General features: G+C 34.7%; 17 protein-coding genes and 1 riboswitch. Of the genes, 13 read left to right on the top strand and 4 right to left on the bottom strand.

What is annotated here, in order from left to right; all coding sequences use genetic code 11:
• Nucleotides 1–43 precede the first annotated feature (43 nt).
• Nucleotides 44–277: riboswitch (cobalamin riboswitch) on the bottom strand.
• Between the two features lie 228 nt (nt 278–505).
• From BLQ19_RS17360 to BLQ19_RS17320, 9 genes are all read left to right on the top strand, one after another.
• Nucleotides 506–1,651, top strand: coding sequence for an ABC transporter substrate-binding protein (locus tag BLQ19_RS17360; protein WP_074539183.1), 1,146 nt, complete (start codon nt 506–508; stop codon nt 1,649–1,651).
• Nucleotides 1,652–2,683 (top strand): FecCD family ABC transporter permease, encoded by a 1,032-nt coding sequence (locus BLQ19_RS17355; protein ID WP_074539182.1) that lies wholly within the window; start codon nt 1,652–1,654, stop codon nt 2,681–2,683. It abuts the gene before it with no gap.
• Nucleotides 2,684–2,692: 9 nt separating this feature from the next.
• Nucleotides 2,693–3,736: a serine hydrolase domain-containing protein gene (locus BLQ19_RS17350; protein ID WP_074539181.1), complete on the top strand. Its 1,044-nt coding sequence runs from the start codon at nt 2,693–2,695 to the stop codon at nt 3,734–3,736.
• Complete coding sequence (locus tag BLQ19_RS17345; protein WP_367888706.1) at nt 3,733–4,533, top strand: ABC transporter ATP-binding protein; 801 nt, start codon at nt 3,733–3,735, stop codon at nt 4,531–4,533. Before BLQ19_RS17350 ends, BLQ19_RS17345 begins: the two co-directional genes overlap by 4 nt.
• Nucleotides 4,534–4,617: 84 nt before the next feature.
• Nucleotides 4,618–5,352 carry an SDR family oxidoreductase gene (locus BLQ19_RS17340; RefSeq protein WP_024479842.1) on the top strand — a complete coding sequence of 245 codons (735 nt, stop codon included), beginning with the start codon at nt 4,618–4,620 and terminating at the stop codon, nt 5,350–5,352.
• Nucleotides 5,353–5,471: 119 nt separating this feature from the next.
• A complete protein-coding gene (locus BLQ19_RS17335) occupies nt 5,472–6,866 on the top strand; it encodes a DNA recombination protein RmuC (protein ID WP_074539179.1) in 1,395 nt (464 codons plus the stop codon).
• Between the two features lie 90 nt (nt 6,867–6,956).
• The gene (locus BLQ19_RS17330) at nt 6,957–7,322 is read left to right on the top strand and encodes a hypothetical protein (protein ID WP_024479840.1); all 366 of its coding nucleotides are present in this window, start codon (nt 6,957–6,959) and stop codon (nt 7,320–7,322) included.
• A 2-nt stretch (nt 7,323–7,324) separates the two neighbouring features.
• Complete coding sequence (locus BLQ19_RS17325; protein WP_024479839.1) at nt 7,325–7,870, top strand: acyl-CoA thioesterase; 546 nt, start codon at nt 7,325–7,327, stop codon at nt 7,868–7,870.
• A gap of 293 nt (nt 7,871–8,163) precedes the next feature.
• Complete coding sequence (locus tag BLQ19_RS17320) at nt 8,164–8,583, top strand: GNAT family N-acetyltransferase (protein WP_437438135.1); 420 nt, start codon at nt 8,164–8,166, stop codon at nt 8,581–8,583.
• 1 nt (nt 8,584) lies between these two features.
• Here BLQ19_RS17320 and pgl read toward each other — a convergent pair whose 3' ends face one another.
• Together pgl and zwf are read right to left on the bottom strand one after the other, a co-directional pair.
• Nucleotides 8,585–9,295, bottom strand: coding sequence for a 6-phosphogluconolactonase (gene pgl, locus BLQ19_RS17315; protein ID WP_074539178.1), 711 nt, complete (start codon nt 9,293–9,295; stop codon nt 8,585–8,587).
• Between the two features lie 13 nt (nt 9,296–9,308).
• A complete protein-coding gene (zwf, locus tag BLQ19_RS17310; protein WP_074539177.1) occupies nt 9,309–10,841 on the bottom strand; it encodes a glucose-6-phosphate dehydrogenase in 1,533 nt (510 codons plus the stop codon).
• Between the two features lie 216 nt (nt 10,842–11,057).
• Here zwf and gnd point away from each other — a divergent pair, with 216 nt between their 5' ends.
• The 3 genes from gnd to BLQ19_RS17295 all read left to right on the top strand — a co-directional run bounded on the left by gnd (nt 11,058) and on the right by BLQ19_RS17295 (nt 13,467).
• Nucleotides 11,058–12,470, top strand: coding sequence for an NADP-dependent phosphogluconate dehydrogenase (gene gnd / locus BLQ19_RS17305; RefSeq protein ID WP_074539176.1), 1,413 nt, complete (start codon nt 11,058–11,060; stop codon nt 12,468–12,470).
• 134 nt (nt 12,471–12,604) lie between these two features.
• Nucleotides 12,605–12,988, top strand: coding sequence for a DUF805 domain-containing protein (locus BLQ19_RS17300; protein WP_074539175.1), 384 nt, complete (start codon nt 12,605–12,607; stop codon nt 12,986–12,988).
• Between the two features lie 77 nt (nt 12,989–13,065).
• Nucleotides 13,066–13,467, top strand: coding sequence for a DUF4345 domain-containing protein (locus tag BLQ19_RS17295; protein WP_024479833.1), 402 nt, complete (start codon nt 13,066–13,068; stop codon nt 13,465–13,467).
• Nucleotides 13,468–13,505: 38 nt separating this feature from the next.
• Here the strand turns inward: BLQ19_RS17295 and BLQ19_RS17290 are convergent, their stop codons facing one another.
• Complete coding sequence (locus BLQ19_RS17290; RefSeq protein WP_083332283.1) at nt 13,506–15,077, bottom strand: sulfatase; 1,572 nt, start codon at nt 15,075–15,077, stop codon at nt 13,506–13,508.
• A 395-nt stretch (nt 15,078–15,472) separates the two neighbouring features.
• Here BLQ19_RS17290 and BLQ19_RS17285 point away from each other — a divergent pair, with 395 nt between their 5' ends.
• Complete coding sequence (locus tag BLQ19_RS17285) at nt 15,473–18,748, top strand: ligand-binding sensor domain-containing protein (protein ID WP_254788415.1); 3,276 nt, start codon at nt 15,473–15,475, stop codon at nt 18,746–18,748.
• Nucleotides 18,749–18,840: 92 nt separating this feature from the next.
• Here BLQ19_RS17285 and carB read toward each other — a convergent pair whose 3' ends face one another.
• On the bottom strand, nt 18,841–21,693 hold the full coding sequence (carB, locus tag BLQ19_RS17280; protein WP_024479830.1) for a carbamoyl-phosphate synthase large subunit: 2,853 nt from the start codon (nt 21,691–21,693) through the stop codon (nt 18,841–18,843).
• Nucleotides 21,694–21,783: the final 90 nt, after the last annotated feature.

Genomic DNA, 21,783 nt, shown 5'->3' with positions numbered 1-21,783 from the left:
TATGTCTGTACCCATACGTAAACCTTTATCCCGAAAGTTTAACATTATTGTTTTGAATTTGGCAGGTCTCCTGACTTGTGTACTATCAATCACCTTCCCAAGTCTTTACTCAGTGGTATTTTGAAGATATGATAGCCACCTATTACGAACCGATATAAATATCAGTGCCGATTCGGCATAACTTACAGTTGCGGGAACAGCTCTAGAATTACACTAGATTCCCTTTTAATCAAATAAACCCTATGCGTTTATCTAAACCAAAATTCGGCACGAAGATATTGCTTTAAGTAGAAAAGAAATCACTTATCATCGTTATTTTTTTTATTCATCTTGATCATCAACCAAATAAAACCAACCACAAAATGAAGTATAATTATACCTGCAACAATATATAATGTTAAATTAGAATTACCTCTCATGTTTAAATTTTCATAAATTTAAGCCCTTAAAACCATAAAAAATATGACTTTTGCTACCTTGCAAAAAAAATATATCCCTAAAATAAATGAAATACTTTTTTCTGCTTATCACGATAGTATTCCTCTCCTGCAAGGAGGAAACCAAGAAAACACCTGATTTTGTAGAAAAAATTATTCCAAGTACTGACATATTATATGCCAAAGGGTTTTCTGTAGAAAAACAACCCAGCGGTGTTACCATTATTAAAATTACATCGCCTTGGCCAAATGCAGAAGCTGTTTTCACCTACGCACTAATCCCAAAAGAAAAGGCAGCTTCTATGACTTTAAATCGTGATGAGTACGATGCTATTGTCACTGTTCCTATTACCAATGTGGTAGTTACCTCTACCACGCACATTCCAGTTTTAGAAGCCTTGGGTGTAGAGCACACTTTGGTTGGTTTCCCTGACACCAAATATATCTCATCACAAAAAACAAGAAAATTAATTTCTGAAGGGAAAGTCAAAGAATTAGGGCAGAATGAAACCATAAATACCGAATTACTTTTAGCATTACAGCCAAATTTGGTGGTAGGCTTTAGCATTCATAATGAAAATAAAATGTACGAAACCATTCAGCGTGCAAATATTCCTGTAGTGTACAATGGTGATTGGACAGAAGAAACACCCTTAGGAAAAGCAGAATGGATTAAATTTTTTGCACCTTTTTACGGACTCGAAAAGGAAGCAGATGCTATTTTTCAAGACATTACAAACAATTATTTAGCCGCAAAAGAATTGGCGACAAAAGCTACAAATAAACCTACCGTATTAAGTGGTGCTATTTATAATGATGTTTGGTATTTACCCGGAGGAAAAAGTTGGGCTTCAAAATTTATTGAAGATGCCAATGCCTCTTATATTTTTAAAGATACAGATGATGCAGGTAGTTTATCGTTGAGTTGGGAAAGTGTTTTAGAAAAAGGAAAAAAAGCGGATTTCTGGATTTCTCCCTCTCAGTTTACAACCTATAAGGATATGACAGAAAACAGTCTGCATTATCAACAGTTTGATGCTTTTAAGAAGAAAGAAGTGTACTCTTTTGCGAGTACAATTGGGGAGACTGGCGGACTTTTGTATTACGAATTGGCTCCTAATAGACCCGATTTAGTGCTTAAAGATTTAATTCATATATTTCACCCTGAGCTAATACCTGAGTATTCACCAACTTTTTTCAAACCTATAGATTAAGTGCATTCTACCAAAAAGTACTCCTTTTATTTTTTATGTTTAGTACTACTGCTGTGTGTCTTTTTTTTAATAAATATTAGTTTAGGTTCTGTTCACATCCCCCTAAAAAGCACCTTTAACACCCTTTTAAGTGGTGCTGAAGTAAAGGAATCATGGCATTACATTATTTGGAACTATAGAGTCCCTAAAGCAATTACAGCAATACTTGTTGGTGGCGGATTGTCTTTAAGTGGTTTGTTAATGCAAACGCTTTTCAGAAACCCACTAGCTGGGCCTTTTGTTTTAGGAATCAGTTCTGGTGCTAGTTTAGGAGCTGCCTTATTAATTATGGGTGCTGGATTATTTTCCTCAGTGTTCAGTGTATCGCTTTTTAATGATGCTTCATTAGCCATTGCTTCTAGTTTAGGTAGCTTTCTTGTATTACTCGCTGTTCTGTCTGTTGCCATGAAAGTAAAAGATACCATGTCTCTACTTATCATAGGGCTTATGTTTGGGAGTATAACCGGCGCCTTAGTTAGCGTACTCTCCTATTTCACAACTTCAGAACAATTACAGCAATACATCTATTGGAGTTTTGGAAGTTTAGGAGATTTATCATGGCCGCAATTAGGATTACTAGCTGGGATAACCAGTATAGGAGTGCTCTTAAGTATCTTTTCTATAAAATCTTTGAATGCCTTTTTATTAGGTGAAAATTACGCTCGGAGTCTCGGAGTAAGTTTAAAAAAATCTAGATTCATTATTATTATTGCTACAGGATTATTGGCTGGTGGTATTACAGCTTTTGCTGGCCCCATTGCTTTTATTGGTTTAGCAGTTCCCCATTTAACGCGACAAATATTTAATACCACAGATCATAAAATATTAGTACCAGCAGTTCTTGTATATGGCGCTATTTTAATGTTGCTATGTGATAGTATTGCACAACTGCCCTTATCGACAAGCGTTTTACCCATCAATGCCATCACCAGCTTAGTAGGTGCTCCTGTGGTTGTATGGCTATTGGTTCGAAAACGAAAAATGATTTTTTAATTCCGAAAGATGAAACTAAAGCTACTCCATAAAATCATTATCGTATTTAGTTTTACCGCTAGCTATAGCGTGAGCTTTAGTCAATCTACTAACTTTCAAGGCATAAGTGATGTTGTAGACTCCCTTTTGCAAACAAATCACCCCAGGCCTTTTAACGGACAAATAATCCTAGCCGTTAATGATGCTATCTTTTATAAGAAGTCTATAGGCTTTTCTAAAGATATAACGGAGTTTACGCAAACAGATAAATTCATTATTGGCTCCCTTAGCAAGCAAATTACTGCAGTGCTCATTCTACGAGCCGTAGAGGAAGAAAGATTAAAATTAAACGACCCAATTTCAAAATACCTTCCTAATCTAAAAACGGAATGGAAGAATACCATTACAATTCATCAACTTTTAAATCATACACACGGTATTATAGATCTACAAAAAGATTTAGCTTTTGCTCCCGGAACAGATTTTTCTTATTCTAATATCGGATATCAACTTCTAGGTGAGATTTTGGAACAACGTTACAATAGTACTTATGTACAGTTGGCTTCCAATTTATTTACATTATGCGGTATTGCAAACCATCTAACAAGCTTAACCACTAAACAGCCTAATCTTGTTGAAGGAAAAATAAAAAATAAGAACAATAGCTACATCACAAGTACAACCGATTTTACCACCGCATATATTCCGGCGGGCTATTTAATAGCAAGTACTAGTGATTTATTAAAATGGAATACCGCTTTGCACCAACAGAAATTACTACAAAAAGAAAGCTATCAATTACTGATTACTCCGAGTGCCACTCAAAACCATTCTCTTTTTGGGCCAATAGGGTATGCATATGGCATAAGAGTTTCTGATGAAAACCAGCTTAAAGAAATTGGACATACCGGATACGCTCCTGGATATATTTATATGAATTTATACTATCCTGAGTATAAAACTAGTATTATTGTTTTAGAAAATTTAGATTGGAATGATGATGCTATTCGTAAAACATTCTATTTTGAAATGAAAATCAGAGAGATATTTAGACAAACGCTGACTAAAGAATAAAAATCATCCTAGAAAACGAAAAACATATCGCCCTAGAAATTGCCAATCTTAGTATTGGTTACCAGCGTAAAAAGCAGGATATAATTATTGCTCAGGACATCTCCTTTGCTTTAAATAAAGGAGAACTAGCTGCTATTGTTGGTGTTAATGGCATAGGCAAATCTACCTTACTTCGTACGCTTGGCGCCGTCCAAAAATCGATTTCAGGAGCTATAGCCATTGAAGATAAAGCACTCCAAAACTACACGCCATTAGAATTAGCGACTAAAATAAGTCTTGTACTAACAGAAGCCATAGCTTCTAAAAACCTTACCATAGCTGAGTTAATTGCTTTAGGTAGGCAGCCTTATACCAATTGGCTCGGTACGCTCACAGAAGTAGACAAAGCAAAGACTAAAGAAGCTATTCAACTCGTAGAAATTGAAGCATTACAACACAAAAAATGCTATGAACTAAGTGATGGCCAATTACAACGGGTAATGATTGCACGTGCATTAGCACAAGACACTCCTATTATCTTGTTAGATGAACCCACATCACATTTAGATTTGTACCATAAAGTTCAAATTTTAAAATTACTCAAAACCATAGCACACCATACGCAAAAGACCATTCTGTTTACTACCCATGAAATTGAGGTTGCGCTACAACTAAGCGATAAAATGCTTTTACTCCGTAAGGAAGAAAGTTATTTTGACACGCCAGAGGCTTTAATTCAAGGAAAGTATTTTGAAAAATTATTCCCAGCAAATACCATACAGTTTGATCCTATTCTAGGGAGTTTTAAAATAGTGTAACACCTTTTTACCAGTCTTTTTTAACGTTAATTTAAAAGTACACCTGCTTTTTATTCTTTAATTTTAAATTTCAAAACCACACGCATGAAAGTAGCAAACAAATCCATCATTATTACCGGATCCTCTAGAGGTATTGGAAAAGAAATAGCATTACTCTTAGCAGATAATGGCGCCAAGGTTGTCGTGAACTATACCAATAGTAAAGACGAAGCGGAAGAAACTAGTGCCACTATACTTAAAAATGGAGGTACCGCAATTGCTGTACAAGCAGATGTGAGCAAGAAAGAAGACGTAATTCGCTTATTCGAGGAGACCATTGCGGCATTTGGCCAAGTTGATGTGTTGATTAATAATGCTGGCATTATGAAGAATAAGCCTTTTAAAGATTATAGTCAAGATGATTTTACGTCACAATTTGATGTAAATGTGCGTGGTGTTTTCAATACCATGCAAGAAGCATCTGCAAAGCTAGCAGATAATGGTATTATCATTAATTTTTCTTCGAGCACTACAAAATTGATGCTTCCAAGTTATGGTATTTACTCTGCTACTAAAGCTGCGGTAGAACAGATGACGCGTGTGTTTTCTAAGGAAGTAGGAAGAGGCATTTCTGTTAATGCTATTGCTCCAGGACCTACCAATACGGAACTATTTTTAGAAGGGAAATCTGAAGAGTTTATAACGAAGCTTAAAGGTATGAATGCTTTTGGCAGGTTAGCAGACCCTATAGATATTGCTAAAATCGTGTTGTTTTTAGCCAGTGATGATTCTAAATGGATCTCTGGCCAAGTAATAGGCGCAAATGGTGCAATGGTGTAAATTTAAGATCTATAAATACTCGCTATTACGGGTTCATAAGTTTAAAACAAAATAGTTTTAAGCTGTATTTATATTCTAGCCAATCTAGTATCTTTACTTTTTTGCTAATTAAAATACAAATGAACGAGTACATCATCTATTTCCTTATTGCTAGTGTAGGTATTGGGATAGGTTTTTTTTTAGGAAATTATATCCAAAAGCTTAAGACCACTTCATCACAAAGTGCTTTGATAGCTCGTGAGGAGCAGTTACGTATCAACAATACTTCTTTAGAGCAAAAACTTTCTCAAGCAGAAGAGACTATAGCAGAAATACGCTCCTTAGCAGAATTAGATAAGAACGAACTTCGGAATGAAAAAGAACTTTTAGGAAATCAAATTACAAGATACCAAGCAGATCTAGAGAATCTTCAGCTTAAAAATACAGAGCAAAAAGAAGAAGTAGAAAAACTCCAAGAAAAATTCACCAAAGAATTTGAAAATCTTGCCAATAAAATCCTAGATGAAAAGAGCAGTAAATTCACGGAACAGAATAAAGAGAATATTAAAAACATTTTAAATCCGCTGCAAGAAAAAATACTCTTATTTGAGAAAAAGGTAGATGACAGCCAAAAAGAAAGTGTAGGTATGCATTCTGCATTAAAAGAACAACTGGCAACCTTACAATTACAAAATTTAAAGATTACCCAAGAGGCCGAAAATTTAACTAAAGCATTAAAAGGCGATAGTAAAATGCAAGGAAATTGGGGAGAATTGGTCCTAGAACGTGTTTTAGAAAAGTCTGGATTAGAAAAAGACAGAGAGTATTCTGTACAACAAAGTTTCACTAGAGAAGATGGTTCCCGAGTATTACCAGACGTGATTATTAATCTGCCCGACGGTAAGAAAATGATTGTAGATTCTAAAGTTTCTTTAACAGATTATGAGCGTTATGTAAATGCGGAAGACGAATTGAAAGATAAATTCTTAAAAGATCATATCAATTCTCTTCGCCGCCATGTAGACCAACTATCTGCTAAGAAATACGAAGATCTGTACGAAATGGAAAGTCCAGATTTTGTGCTTCTTTTTGTGCCAATTGAACCTGCATTTGCAGTCGCTATTAACAATGACAGCACGCTATACAATAAAGCATTTGAACAAAATATTATTATCGTTACCCCCTCTACCCTATTGGCTACGCTACGTACTATTGATAGTATGTGGAATAATGAAAAGCAACAACGCAATGCACTGGAGATTGCCAGACAAGCTGGGGCGCTATATGATAAGTTTGAAGGTTTTGTGAGCGACTTAATGAAAGTGGGCAAAAAAATGGACGAAGCTAAGGTAGAATATCGGGGTGCTATGAACAAACTAGTAGATGGCCGCGGTAACATTGTGACCACTATTCAGAAGCTAAAGAAAATGGGCGCTAAAGCAAAGAAATCTATTCCTGATTCTTTACTAAAAAGAGCCAATGATGATTCTGATGATGAAGAAGACACCAAAGAAATACCTAATCTAAATTTGTAACTTACCTTTACAAAAGCAAAAAACAACGAATTAGCCTAAAACAAATACCAATAATGGTAAGCTTTAGGACGCAACTAACAAATAATAAGAATGAAAAAAATAATTGGATTAATAATTGTTGCAATAATAGCAATATTTGGAGCCTACTATGCTTTTGTATATTTTGTGCCCTACAGTGAAGGAATACGCTCTGGAGAACTTATTAAAATAAGCCATAAAGGAGTTGCTATAAAAACATGGGAAGGAGAAATAAGCCAAGGAATCTCTGGCGCTCAAATTTTTCAATTTTCTGTTTTAGATAAAGACAAAGAAGTCATTCAGCAATTAAAAGATTATCAAGGCCAATACGTAAAACTAGATTATGTAGAGCGCTATAGAACGTTCTTTTGGTTAGGAGATTCTAAGTATTTCATCACCAAAGTACAAAAGGAAAAATCACCCGGTTACCGCAATTAATTATGAAAGAATACAAGTCATCTAAAGAATCTAGAATATCTATCACAGAATTAATGCTGCCTGCGCACTCTAATTTTGGTGGTAAAGTTCACGGAGGGTATATATTAAACTTAATGGATCAGATTGCTTTTGCATGTGCCTCTAAACACTCTAGAAGCTATTGTGTGACAGCTTCTGTAAATAAAGTAGATTTCCTTAACCCTATTGAAGTAGGTGAACTGGTGACTTTAAAAGCCTCTATAAACTATACCGGAAGAACCTCTATGGTGGTGGGCGTGCGTGTGGAGTCTGAAAACATTAGATCTGGAAAAAAGAAGCACTGTAACTCTTCTTATTTTACAATGGTGGCCAAAGACCTTGAAGGCAAAAGTATTCCTGTTCCTGGTTTGGTGGTAGATTCTATTGAAGATGTTCGTAGGTTTGCAAGAAGTATCCAAAGAAAATCTGAAGCCTCTTCTAGAACAAGTCGTTTTGACTCTTCTAACTTTAAAGTGGAAGACTATATCGCACATTTAGACGGTGAGAATGTCAAATTAAATTTAAAGTAAGAACGGTATTTCGTTGCTCATTGAAGCAATTTTAAGTGATGCTCAGCATTTTCCCAGAAAAAGCTATGAAGAACTCATTTATAGTTTGTGCTAAATTCTTGCCTAAAACGTTCTAAAGAAATCCAGGCTACACAGACAGTGAAGAAGGTATGAATGCTTATTGAGACAGACTTTTTGAAAATAAACTATAGGAATTATGCAAATAACTACTAGTTCTATTCACGATATTGACGAAATTTTTAGACTCTATAAAATAACCTCTGACTATCAAAAAGAAAAAAAAGAAAGTGGTTGTGTGGCCAGATTTTAAAAGAGCCTTGGTCGAGACCGAAATAGCAGAAAAAAGACAATGGAAATTGATAATTGATGATGAAGTAGCTTGTCTTTGGGCTATTACCTTTAGTGATGCTCAAATATGGGAGGAACGAGATAATTCTACATCTATCTACATTCACAGGATTGCTACCAATCCTAAGTTTAGAGGTAATAATTATATGAACACTATTGTAACATGGGCAAAAACCTATGCACAATCTATAGAAAAACGGTTTATACGTTTAGATACTTTAGGGAATAATACCAAACTAATCAAACATTACCAAAAGGCCGGATTCGACTTTTTAGGAATGTTCGATTTGAAAAATACAGATATGCTCCCTGATCATTATCAGGACCAACCTGCTTGTTTATTTGAAATAGATCTAGGACGATAAATTAAAGTCCCTTTGCGGCATCCTCATCTAAAAACCAAATTAGTTTATTAGAACTTGGTTTTACCAATGTCGCAGGATATATGGTGGTATCTGCTTTTGGGCGTATAATTTCTTCTACTTTCTCTGCTTTGCTACTTCCGGTTACTAAAAAAGCGACTGTTGCGGCATTATTGATAATCTTACCGGTAATAGAGACACGCCTTTGTCCAGATTCTGGATGAATAGCTACTACACAATTCTCATCTGCATCCCAAAGCATTATTTCATGTGGAAAAACAGAAGCGGTATGTCCGTCATCACCCATTCCCAAAATTACCAAATCAAATTTTGGCACTCCATTTTCATTTGGCACGTTTTTTTCTAAAACATCGCTGTAACGTATTGCTTCCTTTTTAGGATCATTCTCTCCAAGGATTCTAAAAATATTCCCTGCAGGAATCTCTATTTTAGACAACAAATGTTGCACAGTCATTTTATAGTTACTCTCATCATCGGTTGGTTGCACACAGCGTTCATCTCCCCAATAAAAGAACACCTTAGACCAATCTATATCCGTTCCAAAATGGGATGCTAAATAATCAAAAACAATTTTAGGCGTGCTGCCTCCAGAAAGTGCTACATGAAAAGCATCTTGATTTTTTGCTTCATCTTTGAAAAAGGCAGAGAACTTTTCTGCAACCTCTTGCTTTGTGCTATATATTCTTGCTTGCATATTATTCTTATTTTTAACAAATTACACAGAACCCAGAATCATCTACTAGATGTGGACCTGGATTACGCCAAACAAAATTTCCTTCAATCAAATCATTAGAATTTTCTGGTCCCCAAACTCCTGCAGAATACCCGTAAGTTTTTACGTCTTTACTATGTTCCCAGTAGTTTAATATAGGATCTACAAATGCCCATGCAGCCTCTACTTCATCTGCTCTAGCATATAATGTAGCGTCACCTTGCATAGCATCTAACAATAAACGTTCATAAGCTTGCATCACATTTGTGTCTACTAAACTAGAATAATAGAAATCAAGATTGGCGCGTTCTACCTGAAATCCTTGTCCAGGAACTTTAACACCAAATTTGATTAAAATACCTTCATCTGGTTGTATTCTAATGACTAATTTATTATGCTTATTATTAATATCTTGTTCATTAAATACTTGATGGTGTGGTGTTTTGAAATGAATCACGACCTCAGTTACCTTAGTTGGCATACGTTTAGCGGTACGCACATAAAAAGGAACATCACTCCATCTCCAGTTATCTACAAAGAATTTTACTGCCGCAAAGGTTTCTGTTTTAGAATTAGGATCTACACCTTCTTCTTCTCTATAGCCTTTAACAGGATGCCCATCTATTTCAGAAGCTACATACTGCCCTCTAATGGTATGATCAAAAAGCGTTTGCTCATCGGTCATAATTCTAAGCGACTTAAGTGCTTTTACTTTTTCATTTCTAATCTCTTCTGCATTAGAATTAATGGGTGGCTCCATCACTATTAAAGAAACTATTTGTAATAAATGACTTTGAAACATATCACGCAAAGCACCAGATTTATCATAATATCCACCACGTTTTTCTACCCCTACCGTCTCTGCATTGGTAATTTCAATATGGTGAATGTAGTTTCTATTCCATAAAGGCTCAAAAATGGAGTTGGCAAAACGTGTCACCAATAGGTTCTGAACGGTTTCTTTCCCTAAATAATGATCAATTCTATAAATTTGTTTTTCCTTAAAATATTTCTGTAAGCCCTTATTTAAATCTTGTGCAGTTTGTAAACTATAACCAAAAGGCTTTTCAACCAAAATACGTTTCCAGCCATCCGATTCATTATTAAGTCCTTTATCCGAAAGGTTTTTTGCAATGGCTTCGTATAAACTCGGTGGTGTAGAAAGGTAGAATATATAGTTATTCTCGGTATTGTATTTATTGTTTAGATCCCCAATTCGTTTGCTTAATCGGTCATAATCTGTATCATAATCATCTCCTAAATCCTCGTAAAATAACTTATCAGAAAACGTAGCGATAAAATCATGATCTTCTTTCTTAATGCTAGATTTTAGGTATTCACTTTCGTGTACTACCTTTTTTCTAAACTCACTATCGGTAATTGAACTTCTACTTGCTCCTAAAACAACAAAATTTTCTGGCAGGTGTTTTCCTTTATATAAGTTATATATAGCAGGAATTAATTTCCTCGCCGTTAAATCTCCTGAAGCTCCAAAAATAATAAGCATTTGATTTGCCGTCTTGTTCATAAATCTTTGCTTTTTTTAAACTCTTTATGTTGTATTTTCAATTTTTACAGACACATTGGTTAGTTTCTTGCGTATAACCCGCCTAATTGAATATTTTAAATTAATTTTGATGTAATTCTTTGGCTAAATTAAGACTTATTTACATCAATTAATAGTTTAGTCGAATACTTTACACAATATTGACACCTAATGTTAGGGATTAAAACATATACATACATGGAGCATACAGATTATGATTTTGGATTGGTAGGACTTGGAGTTATGGGGCGTAATTTTATTTTAAATGTAGCCGATAATAACTTTAAAGCTTTTGGTTACGATTTAGACCAGGAGAAAGTAGACGCCTTAAAAACAGAAGGTGGAAATTTAGAAAAAGTAAATGCCGCTACTGATATTGAAACTTTTGTAAAGGCATTAGCTACCCCTCGAAAAATAATGTTGTTAGTACCTGCAGGTAAAATTGTAGATGCGGTCATAGAAAACCTTTTACCTTTCTTAGCTAAAGATGATATTATTATTGATGGTGGAAACTCTTTCTTTACGGATACAGACCGAAGAGAAGCTTACTTACAAGAAAAAGGAATTCACTTTTTTGGTTCTGGAGTTTCTGGAGGAGCTAAAGGAGCTCGTAAAGGTCCAAGTATTATGCCTGGCGGAAACAAGGAAGCTTATACACATGTGAAGCCAATTTTTGAAGCTGTTTCTGCAAAATACAATGGCGAACCTTGCGTTGCTTATTTAGGTCCTAAATCTGCCGGTAATTATGTTAAAATGGTACATAATGGTATTGAGTACGGTTTAATGCAACTGACTTCTGAAATATATGATATCCTTAAAAAAGCAGTTGGCTTATCTAATGACGAATTACATACTGTTTTTGATACTTGGAATAAAGGAAGATTACAATCTTTTTTAGTTGAAATTACAGCCGAAATCTTCAATCAAAAAGATGACAAAGGTGATGGCCGTTTGGTAGATAAAATTTTAGATAAAGCAAAACAGAAAGGAACTGGGAAATGGACCTCACAAAATGCGATGGACTTAGGTATTCCTGTTCCCTCGATTGATATTGCCGTGAGTATGCGTGAAATATCTGCTTTAAAAGAAGAACGTGTGGCTGCAGATGCATTATATGACAGACCAGAGATTGCTTCAATTGCCAAAGAAGATTTAATTGCAATGGCAGAAGAAGCCTTATATTTTGCTTTTATAACTACGTACGCACAAGGCTTACATCAATTAGCGGATGCTTCTAAAGAGTACAACTACGAATTAGACCTATCTGTGATTGCAAAAATTTGGAGAGCAGGTTGTATTATTAGAGCAGGTTTGCTTGCTGATATTTCTAATGCTTATGTACAGGATAAGAATTTAAACAATTTATTATTAGCACCGTCTTTTGTTCCTAAAGTGCAAGAAACCGTTTCTTCTTCAAGAGAGCTAGTTGCTTTTGCTGCTAAAAGCGGAATTCCAATGCCAGGATTATCTAACTCTTTGACGTATTTTGATGCGTATACATCAAGTAAGTTACCCTTAAATTTAATACAAGCACAACGTGATCATTTTGGTTCTCACACCTATGAACGTAATGATATGGAAGGTATTTTTCATACCGAATGGGGCGCATAACCTTATAGATAATAATGTATAAAAAAGCCCAGTAGTTCACTATTGGGCTTTTTTTATTTCTACTTGAAACTATTTCAGTACAATAATATGATGAAATTTAGGTTTAATACGATATAAATTTAACCTACTTAATTATGAAATGGTATTTAGATGCATTAAAGAAGTATGCACAATTTGATGGACGTTCAAGAAGACAAGAATATTGGATGTTTAGACTTTTCTCTATCTTGTTTATGTTCGCAAGTTTAATTATAGACGGGATTATATCTTATTTAGCAGATTTCCCTCTATTTTTAGTAACTACGCTCTACTGTTTAGCTATTATAATTCCTAGCATAGCAATAACCATAAGAAGATTACATGACACCAATAATAGTGGCTGGATGATTTTTGTAGCCTTAATTCCGTTTGTTGGTGGTATTTGGTTACTTGTATTAGAAGTTACAGAAGGAACACATGGGCCTAATGAATACGGTGAAGATCCTAAAGAAATTAGAGAACTTATTCAAAGTCATTAATTTCAAAAATAAACCATCCATCACAGGATAATGGATGGTTTATTGCATACTTTTAAAGTACCTATTATTTTTAGCGCATGGCTTTCTTTAAGAACCCTAAATACAAAAACCTACAGTTAACCCTATCGGCAATTGTGGTTATCAGTGTTAGCTTCGTATATGGTGGTAATCCTAGTGTATTTTTACCTTATGTATTTGGTTTTGATGTTACAGATATTGATTTAAAAAATATCTTCAGAGCCATTATGGGACTGTATCTTGCCATTGGTTGTTTTTGGATTTACGGAATCCGAAATAAAAACTATTGGGAATCTGCTACGCTTGTTAATATTTTATTTATGGGTGGCTTAGCGCTAGGAAGACTTGTTAGCACCATCCTAGATGGTATTTCACCTCAATTCATGGTAGGATTTATTCTAGAATTTATTTTTATGCTCTGGGGTATTTACAACCTAAGGCAACATAGAAGAATTATCTAAAATTTACGACACTAGCCCTTCCAAATTCATATACAATATTAACGTGCTGGCTTTGCTTGTTCCCAACCTTCTAGCAATTGCACGGAAAGTTCTTTAACTATCGTTGCAAATTTCTCCTCCTTAGCAAGATTTATTGTCTCATAAGCATCGTCCTCTGAATCATACAATTCTGATGTTTTATATTCCCCTCTACTCCCTTTTTTATCATCCCATTCATACCATTCAATATAATGGTATTTCCCTGTATTCATAGAATAGCCCATATAGCGCTTACCATCTGCGGACACTTTTGGTCGCCTATGAAACTGACTAAAAGCAGCTTTTTTCCAAGGTAAATCTGGCTTATCCAGTAGCGGTACGAAACTTGTACCTTGCATATACTCCGGAACAGGAATACCAGAAAGTTCACAAAGGGACGGAAACATATCTATCAGTTCTGTGATAGCATAACTCTTTGTTCCTTTTACCTGCTGATTTGGATATCTAATTATCATAGGTACTTTCAAATCAATATTGTAATTGGTCATTTTACCCCAGCTATTATGCTCTCCCAATTTCCAACCATGATCACCAAACACAATGATAATTGTATTTTCATAGATGCCAATAGTTTTCATATGAGCAATTAGGTCTCCTATTAATGAATCTACATAGCTAACACAGGCATAATAACCATGTTTTAAGCTTAGAATGGTATCTTTAGAAATACGATTAGGAGACGTAGGATGGCCAATGTAACCAAAACCATCATAATGCCGCAACTCATACATAGAGTTCATGGTATGCAGTGGTGCTCCCTTAGGTATTTCAGGATTTATTGCCGTAGGAATTTTGTCTCGGTCATATAAATCCCAATATTTTTTAGGTGCAGTAAATGGTAAATGCGGTCTAAAATATCCTAATCCGAAAAAGAATGGTGCTTTTGATTTAGAAAGCCTTGTGAGCGTTTGTTTTGCTAATTTAGTTTGCGCACCATCATAATACATAGTGTCATGTACATCGGCAGCTTCCCAAGCAGGTCCCGTATTCCAACCATCTGCATACCGTTCTGGACGTAATTTTAATAAAGAGTCTCTCTTAATTACCTGTGATTTATTCACCGCTTCGCTAATGTAAAAAGTCTCACCATCTCTTTTCAGCCATTCTTTTTTAAGATACCTAGAAGGTCTTAAATCTGGCTCATCCCATGATATAGAATCAGGCATGTAATTATGATAGATTTTACCCATATTCACGGTATGATAGCCATGCTTTGCAAAGTATTGCGGCATAGTAACCGCTTCTGGATTTATATCTCTAAACTTATCACCTAAATGCCACACACGTGTAGCATCGGGCCGTAATCCTGTCATTAGACTCGCTCTAGAAGGTGCACAAACAGCAACCTGAGCGTAAGTGTCCATAAAAGTCATTCCTTGTGAAGCTAAGGCGTCCAAATTGGGTGTTATAGCTGCTGTATCCCCATAAGCACCTAGGGTTGGTCTAAGATCATCTATTGAAATAAAAAGAATATTTGGTTTTTCATTTTTAGATTCTTGCTGTTGACTATTTGCAAGCGATACAACTCCTAACAGCATTAACCATAATTGCAAATATATCTTCTTTGTCATACTCTAATTTTAGATAGTTGTCTCGAATAAAAATAAATCAATTTTCATACAAAAAGAAACTCCCAGTAGTATAGTTACTTCAGGAGGTTTCTTTTAATGATATTCTTAAAATAGGATATTCATTATTACATTTATCGACCTTAATTATCCAACAAATGGATCTTATTGTTTATTGCATGCCCTCCCTAATCTATATCATATAGAGCTACCCCTATTGACAAAGGGAAAGCAATGATTTCAAATAACAACCAGAGAATAAGTCATGCACTCTTCTATAAATCAGTTTTTTACCACAACATAGCGTTCATAGGCAACAAAAAATATATACGTACGGTTAATATTCCTAATATTGTAATCTTTAACTTACTTTTTAATATAAACCCCTGTTGATTAATATGTTATTACTGAAGCAAGCAGCTACACTAATGTTATGGTTATCGTTACTACTACAATGTTGTACACCTGTTCTTGCACAACAAAACCAGACTGATATCTCTTTTCAACACTTACCAGGAGGTTTATCACAAAGCTCTGCTAATGTGATATTTGAAGATAGTTATGGATATTTATGGATAGGCACCAGAAATGGACTTAATAAATATGATGGTAAAAGTTTTGAAATATATGAGCAGGCTGTGGATAGTACAACTGGCCTCACCAATGGCTATATCGAAGATATTTACGAAGATGACGATAGACAACTGTATATAGGAACTGTACAGGGTTTAAATATATATCAAAGGGAGATGGACGTGCTAAAACCCTATCCATTTTTTGGAGAAGGTAAAAAAATAGCCTTAGAACATTTTTATTCCATTACTAAATCCTCAGATATTCTTTGGCTGGGAACCACAACAAGCTTATTCAAATATCATACAACCACAGGGGACCTTAAAGAATTTGTCTATCAGGAAGGGACCCCCAACATACTAAAGAACAACTATTTTGTTAAAATTGCAGGACTAGATAATCAAAACACGCTAGTTTTTATCGATAATGACATCTGGTTGTTGGATAAGGAATTGCAAATAGTATCAAAGTTTCATGAAAATCAGAGAATACGAAGTGTAATACAACAAAACTCAACCCAGTTTTTAATTGGCCTGCATAACGGTGAGCTCCTTGAATTAAAAATACAACCAGACCATGCCTTAAAGGTTGAACGAAAAAAAATAAGTAATGGGTATCCTATTTTATCTTTAGCCATTGCGCCAAACGGCGATTATTGGATGGGTAGTGAAAATGATGGTCTTTTTATTTACTCAAAAAATACCAAACAATTATCAAATTTAAAATATGATAATACCAATATAAATTCCATCTCCAGCAACTCTATCTGGTCTATATACAGTCGTGAAGGAATTATGTGGCTAGGTCCTTATAAAAAGGGACTAAGCTTCTTCGATCCCATATATCATAAATTTGAACATATAAAAAACCAACCTTTTGATTCTCGTTCTTTAAATAACAACAATATAAACTGTTTTATTCAAGATAAAAATGACCCTACAGATCATCTCTGGATAGGAACGGATGGAGGCGGATTAAATTATTGGGATAGAAGTGCTAATTCATTTAAAAAATACAGTTTAGACAACAATACCCTTAATACCAATGTAGTATTAAGCATCCTGCAAGACAAAAAAAACAATGTATGGTTAGGATCTTGGGGTAAGGGAATTACTATATTAAATTTAAAGAATAAGCACTACGAAGTATTAACCAAAGAAAACTCTTTTCTACTATCAAACAATGTTTTTAATTTAATGATGGATAGCAAGGATCGCATTTGGATAGCAACTTTTCACGGCGGATTACAAGTCTATAACCCAGACACCAAAACGCATCAAAACGTACCGCTTACGAACAGCATTAACGACACTAACATCTCTACCATTACAACCATAACGGAAGATAAAAATGGAAATATTTGGGTTGGCACACAAATATCTGGGCTCTTTAAACTCACTGAAATAAATGAGGAATGGCAATACACCAGTTATAATAGTCAAGAACCTGAACACCTCATGAGTAATGATTTTATTAATGCTATTGTAGAAGATAGCAAGGGCACTTTATGGGTAGGTACTCAAGCTGGCTTAAATAAATACAACGCTAGTACAGGTTATTTTCAAGCGATCACCCGTAAAACCGGATTGAAAAATGATGCCGTAAAAGGAATTATAGAAGACGAAAACCATTTATTATGGTTAAGTACCGGTTTTGGAATTATTCAATACAATCCTGAAAACGACGTATCTATAAATTATGATATTAATGATGGTTTACAAGGCAACGAATTCAACTCAAATTCTTTTTATAAAACTAGAAATGACGAGTTACTTTTTGGGGGTAGCAATGGTTTCAATTTATTTGAGGCAAAAAATATTAAAAAAAGAGAAGATACCCCAAAAGTAAATATCACCAGTTTAAAGATTTTCAACAAACCTATTTATGCAGGTGATGCCTCTAAAATTTTAGAACGACACATCTCTCAAGTAGACTCCATTAAAATCTCCTACGATAATGATGTACTTAATTTTGAGTACAACGCATTAACTTTTCGTCATCCGGATAAGGTGAACTATGCCTATTTCTTAGATGGTTTTGAGACGGACTGGAACTATGTGGGACACAAAAAGAATGCGACATACACCAACTTAGAGCCAGGAAATTATACGTTACGAATAAAATCGAGCAATTCTGATGGGATTTGGAATAACAACGAGACAACTCTAAACATTACCATTACACCTCCTTTCTGGGAAACTTGGTGGTTTCGCTTGCTTTTGGTTCTTTCCTTAATATTAGGAATTTATTTGGTGGTATACCTACGACTTAAAAGTATAAAATTATACCAACAAACACTAGAAAAAGAGATAGACGAGCGAACACAACAATTACAACAACAAAAGGAAGAACTTAAAAAAATAGCTGATGAGTTAACTACAAAAAATCAAGAAATTCAACGTTTTACTTTTGCCGTTTCACATGATCTTAAAAGTCCGCTTAGTGGTATTAAAGGTATTGCCAGCTTAATTCCTATGGAGTTTGCAATGAAAGACTATCCTGAATTAGAGCAATATCTAGAGATGATTAATATTTCATGTGATACGATGAATAACCTTATTGGGGATATTACTAAAATTGCAAAAATTGGTAAAATAGAAAACCAAAATGAAATACTTGACGTCAATGAGATTGTAGCATTATCAACCACCTTAGTCAAAGGAAAATTAAAAGTAGCCAAGGTAAAACTCATCGTGGAAAAAAACTTACCTAGTATTTATGGAGACAGAAATAGAATTATACAAGTATTTGGTAATCTACTAGATAACGCTATAAAGTATATGGGCGAACAAAAAGAACCCGTAGTTCATATTAAAGCACAAGAAAATGCCCACAACATACAATTCTCTATTTCTGATAATGGTTCTGGAATGGATGAAAAATCTTTAAAAAAGCTTTTCTCACCATTTGAGCGATTTCATGCTAACGTAAAAGGAACCGGCTTAGGTCTATATATGATTAAACAGATTATAGAATCACATAACGGTACTATTTATGCTAAATCTGAGGGTACCGGAAAAGGAACTACTTTTTATGTGGAAATCCCCAACATCGTAGATCAAGAGATCCAAAACATGATGACTAATGACTTGGAAACTTGAAGATCCTATCAGTAATCGACCAAGAAATTGAGGCAAAAAAAATAGCTTGAGCAATACGCTCAAGCTATTTCCTGTAATAAATATGTTCTTTCTTACTTACTCAAATACATTTTACGACGCGCATACAAGTTGTAAAACTCATCATCTTTTAAGCTATCAATAAATAATATGCTTTCACCAGTACTCTTCATTTCTGGTCCCAAATTTTTATTTACATTATGGAATTTCTCAAAAGAAAATACAGGTTGTTTAATAGCATAACCTTCCAATTGAGGGTTAAAATTAAAGTCCTTTACTTTTTTCTCTCCTAACATTACCTTCGTAGCATAATTTACATACGGCTCTTTGTATGCTTTTGCAATAAAAGGTACGGTACGAGATGCTCTCGGGTTTGCTTCAATGATATAAACCGTATCATCTTTAATTGCAAACTGAATATTTATAAGGCCTACAGTGTTTAATGCTAAAGCAATTTTCTTCGTATGATCTTTTATTTGTTGCATTACAAATTCCCCTAAATTAAAAGGAGGCAATGTTGCATTAGAATCCCCTGAATGAATACCACAAGGCTCAATGTGCTCCATAATCCCTATGATATACACATCTTCACCATCACAAATTGCATCTGCTTCAGCTTCTATTGCTCCGTCTAAATAATGATCAAGCAACAACTTATTACCCGGTATTTGCTTTAAAAGATCAATAACATGCTCTTCCAACTCGGTCTTATTAATCACAATTTTCATTCCCTGACCTCCTAGTACATAGGATGGTCTTATTAATAATGGAAAGTCTAACTCGTCAGAAAGTGCTAAGGCTTCATCTGCTGTTTCTGCGATTCCAAATTGTGGAAAAGGAATGTTATTCTCTAATAACATTTTAGAAAAATGTCCTCTATCTTCCGCTAAATCTAAGGCTGCAAAACTAGTTCCTATAATTTTAATACCGTATTTCTCTAATTTCTCAGCAAGTTTAAGTGCTGTCTGCCCACCAAGTTGTACAATAACACCTTCTGGCTTTTCATGAAGAATAATGTCATAAATATGCTCCCAAAAAACAGGCTCAAAGTAAAGTTTATCTGCCGTATCAAAATCTGTAGATACTGTTTCTGGATTACAGTTAATCATAATAGTTTCATAACCGCATTCTGCAGCTGCGAGTACACCATGTACACAACAATAATCAAACTCTATACCCTGTCCTATCCTGTTTGGTCCTGAACCTAAAACAACTATTTTCTTTTTATCGCTAACCACACTATCGTTAGCAACGTAGCGCTTTCCATCAGCTGTTTCTATTTCTTCTTCAAAAGTAGAATAATAGTAAGGCGTCATTGCCTTAAATTCTGCCGCACAGGTATCTACCAATTTAAAAACTCTATTGATATTAAGATTTGTTCTTTTACTATGAACTTCACTTTCATAACAATCTAGCATATGTGCTATTTGTCTATCAGCAAAACCTTTTTGTTTAGCCTCTAGTAACATATCCTTTGGTAAGGTCTCAATTGTATAGGTTTCTATTTCTTTCTCTAAAACATGTAATTCCTCATACTGCTTTAAGAACCACATATCAATTTTTGTAATCTCGTGAATTCTACTTAACGGAATACCTAATTGTATGGCATCATAAATAATAAAAACACGATCCCAACTAGGAATCGTTAGTTTACTTATGATTTTATCGTAATCTTTTAATCCTTTACCATCTGCTCCTAAGCCGTTTCTCTTAATTTCTAAAGACTGTGTAGCTTTATGAAGGGCTTCCTGAAAAGAACGCCCAATTCCCATTACTTCTCCTACCGATTTCATTTGTAGGCCTAAAGTTCTATCCGATCCTTCGAACTTATCAAAGTTCCATCGTGGTATTTTTACAATGACATAATCTAGGGTTGGCTCAAATAAAGCGGATGTAGATTTGGTAATTTGATTGTCTAATTCATCTAGATTGTAGCCTATAGCTAACTTTGTTGCTACTTTTGCAATAGGATATCCTGTTGCTTTTGATGCAAGTGCAGATGAACGCGATACTCTTGGGTTAATTTCTATAGCTATAATATCTTCTTTTTCATCAGGACTTACAGCAAACTGTACATTACATCCCCCTGCAAAATCTCCAATACTACGCATCATATGAATAGCCATATCTCTCATTTTCTGATAAGTTTTATCAGATAATGTCATTGCAGGTGCTACAGTAATAGAATCTCCCGTATGAATCCCCATTGGATCCATATTTTCTATAGCGCAAATAATAACTACGTTATCATTTTTATCACGTAGTAATTCTAGTTCATATTCTTTCCACCCCATTAAGGCTTTATCAATCATTACCTCGTGAATTGGAGATATTTCTAATCCGCGACTTAGTAACTCATCAAAATCTTCTGGTTTGTAAACGATAGATGCTCCTGCTCCTCCTAGAGTGTAAGATGCCCTAATAACTAAAGGAAAACCAAATTCTTGCGCAATCTCTTTTCCTTTTAAGAATGATGTTGCTGTTGCCTGTGGTGCCATGCCAACACCAATTTCCAACATTAAATTTCTAAACTTTTCACGGTCTTCTGTGATGTTGATAGCATCAATATCTACCCCAATAAGTTCTACTCCAAAATCTTTCCAAATTCCTTTTTCATCGGCTTCAATACATAAATTTAAAGCAGTCTGACCTCCCATTGTTGGTAAAACCGCATCAATATTTGGATGCTTTTTTAGGATTTCAATAATAGACTTGGTCGTTAAAGGTTTTAGATAAACATGATCTGCCATACTCGGATCAGTCATTATCGTAGCAGGGTTACTATTAATTAAAATAGTTTCTATCCCGTCTTCGCGCAATGATCTAAGCGATTGAGAACCAGCATAATCAAACTCGCATGCTTGTCCAATTACAATTGGTCCAGATCCAATTAATAAAACAGATTTGATACTTTTCTTCTTCGGCATTGTACTTGTATTATATAGTGTTCGCTAATTATTTTTAAAAATAGGCAAAAAAAAAGGTGTTACTTATAAAAAAGTAACACCTAATATTTT

Source organism: Cellulophaga baltica (assembly GCF_900102165.1).
Taxonomy (GTDB): domain Bacteria; phylum Bacteroidota; class Bacteroidia; order Flavobacteriales; family Flavobacteriaceae; genus Cellulophaga; species Cellulophaga baltica.
Note: the sequence above shows the minus strand (reverse complement) of the source record. Positions and strands in the feature narration are given on the sequence as shown.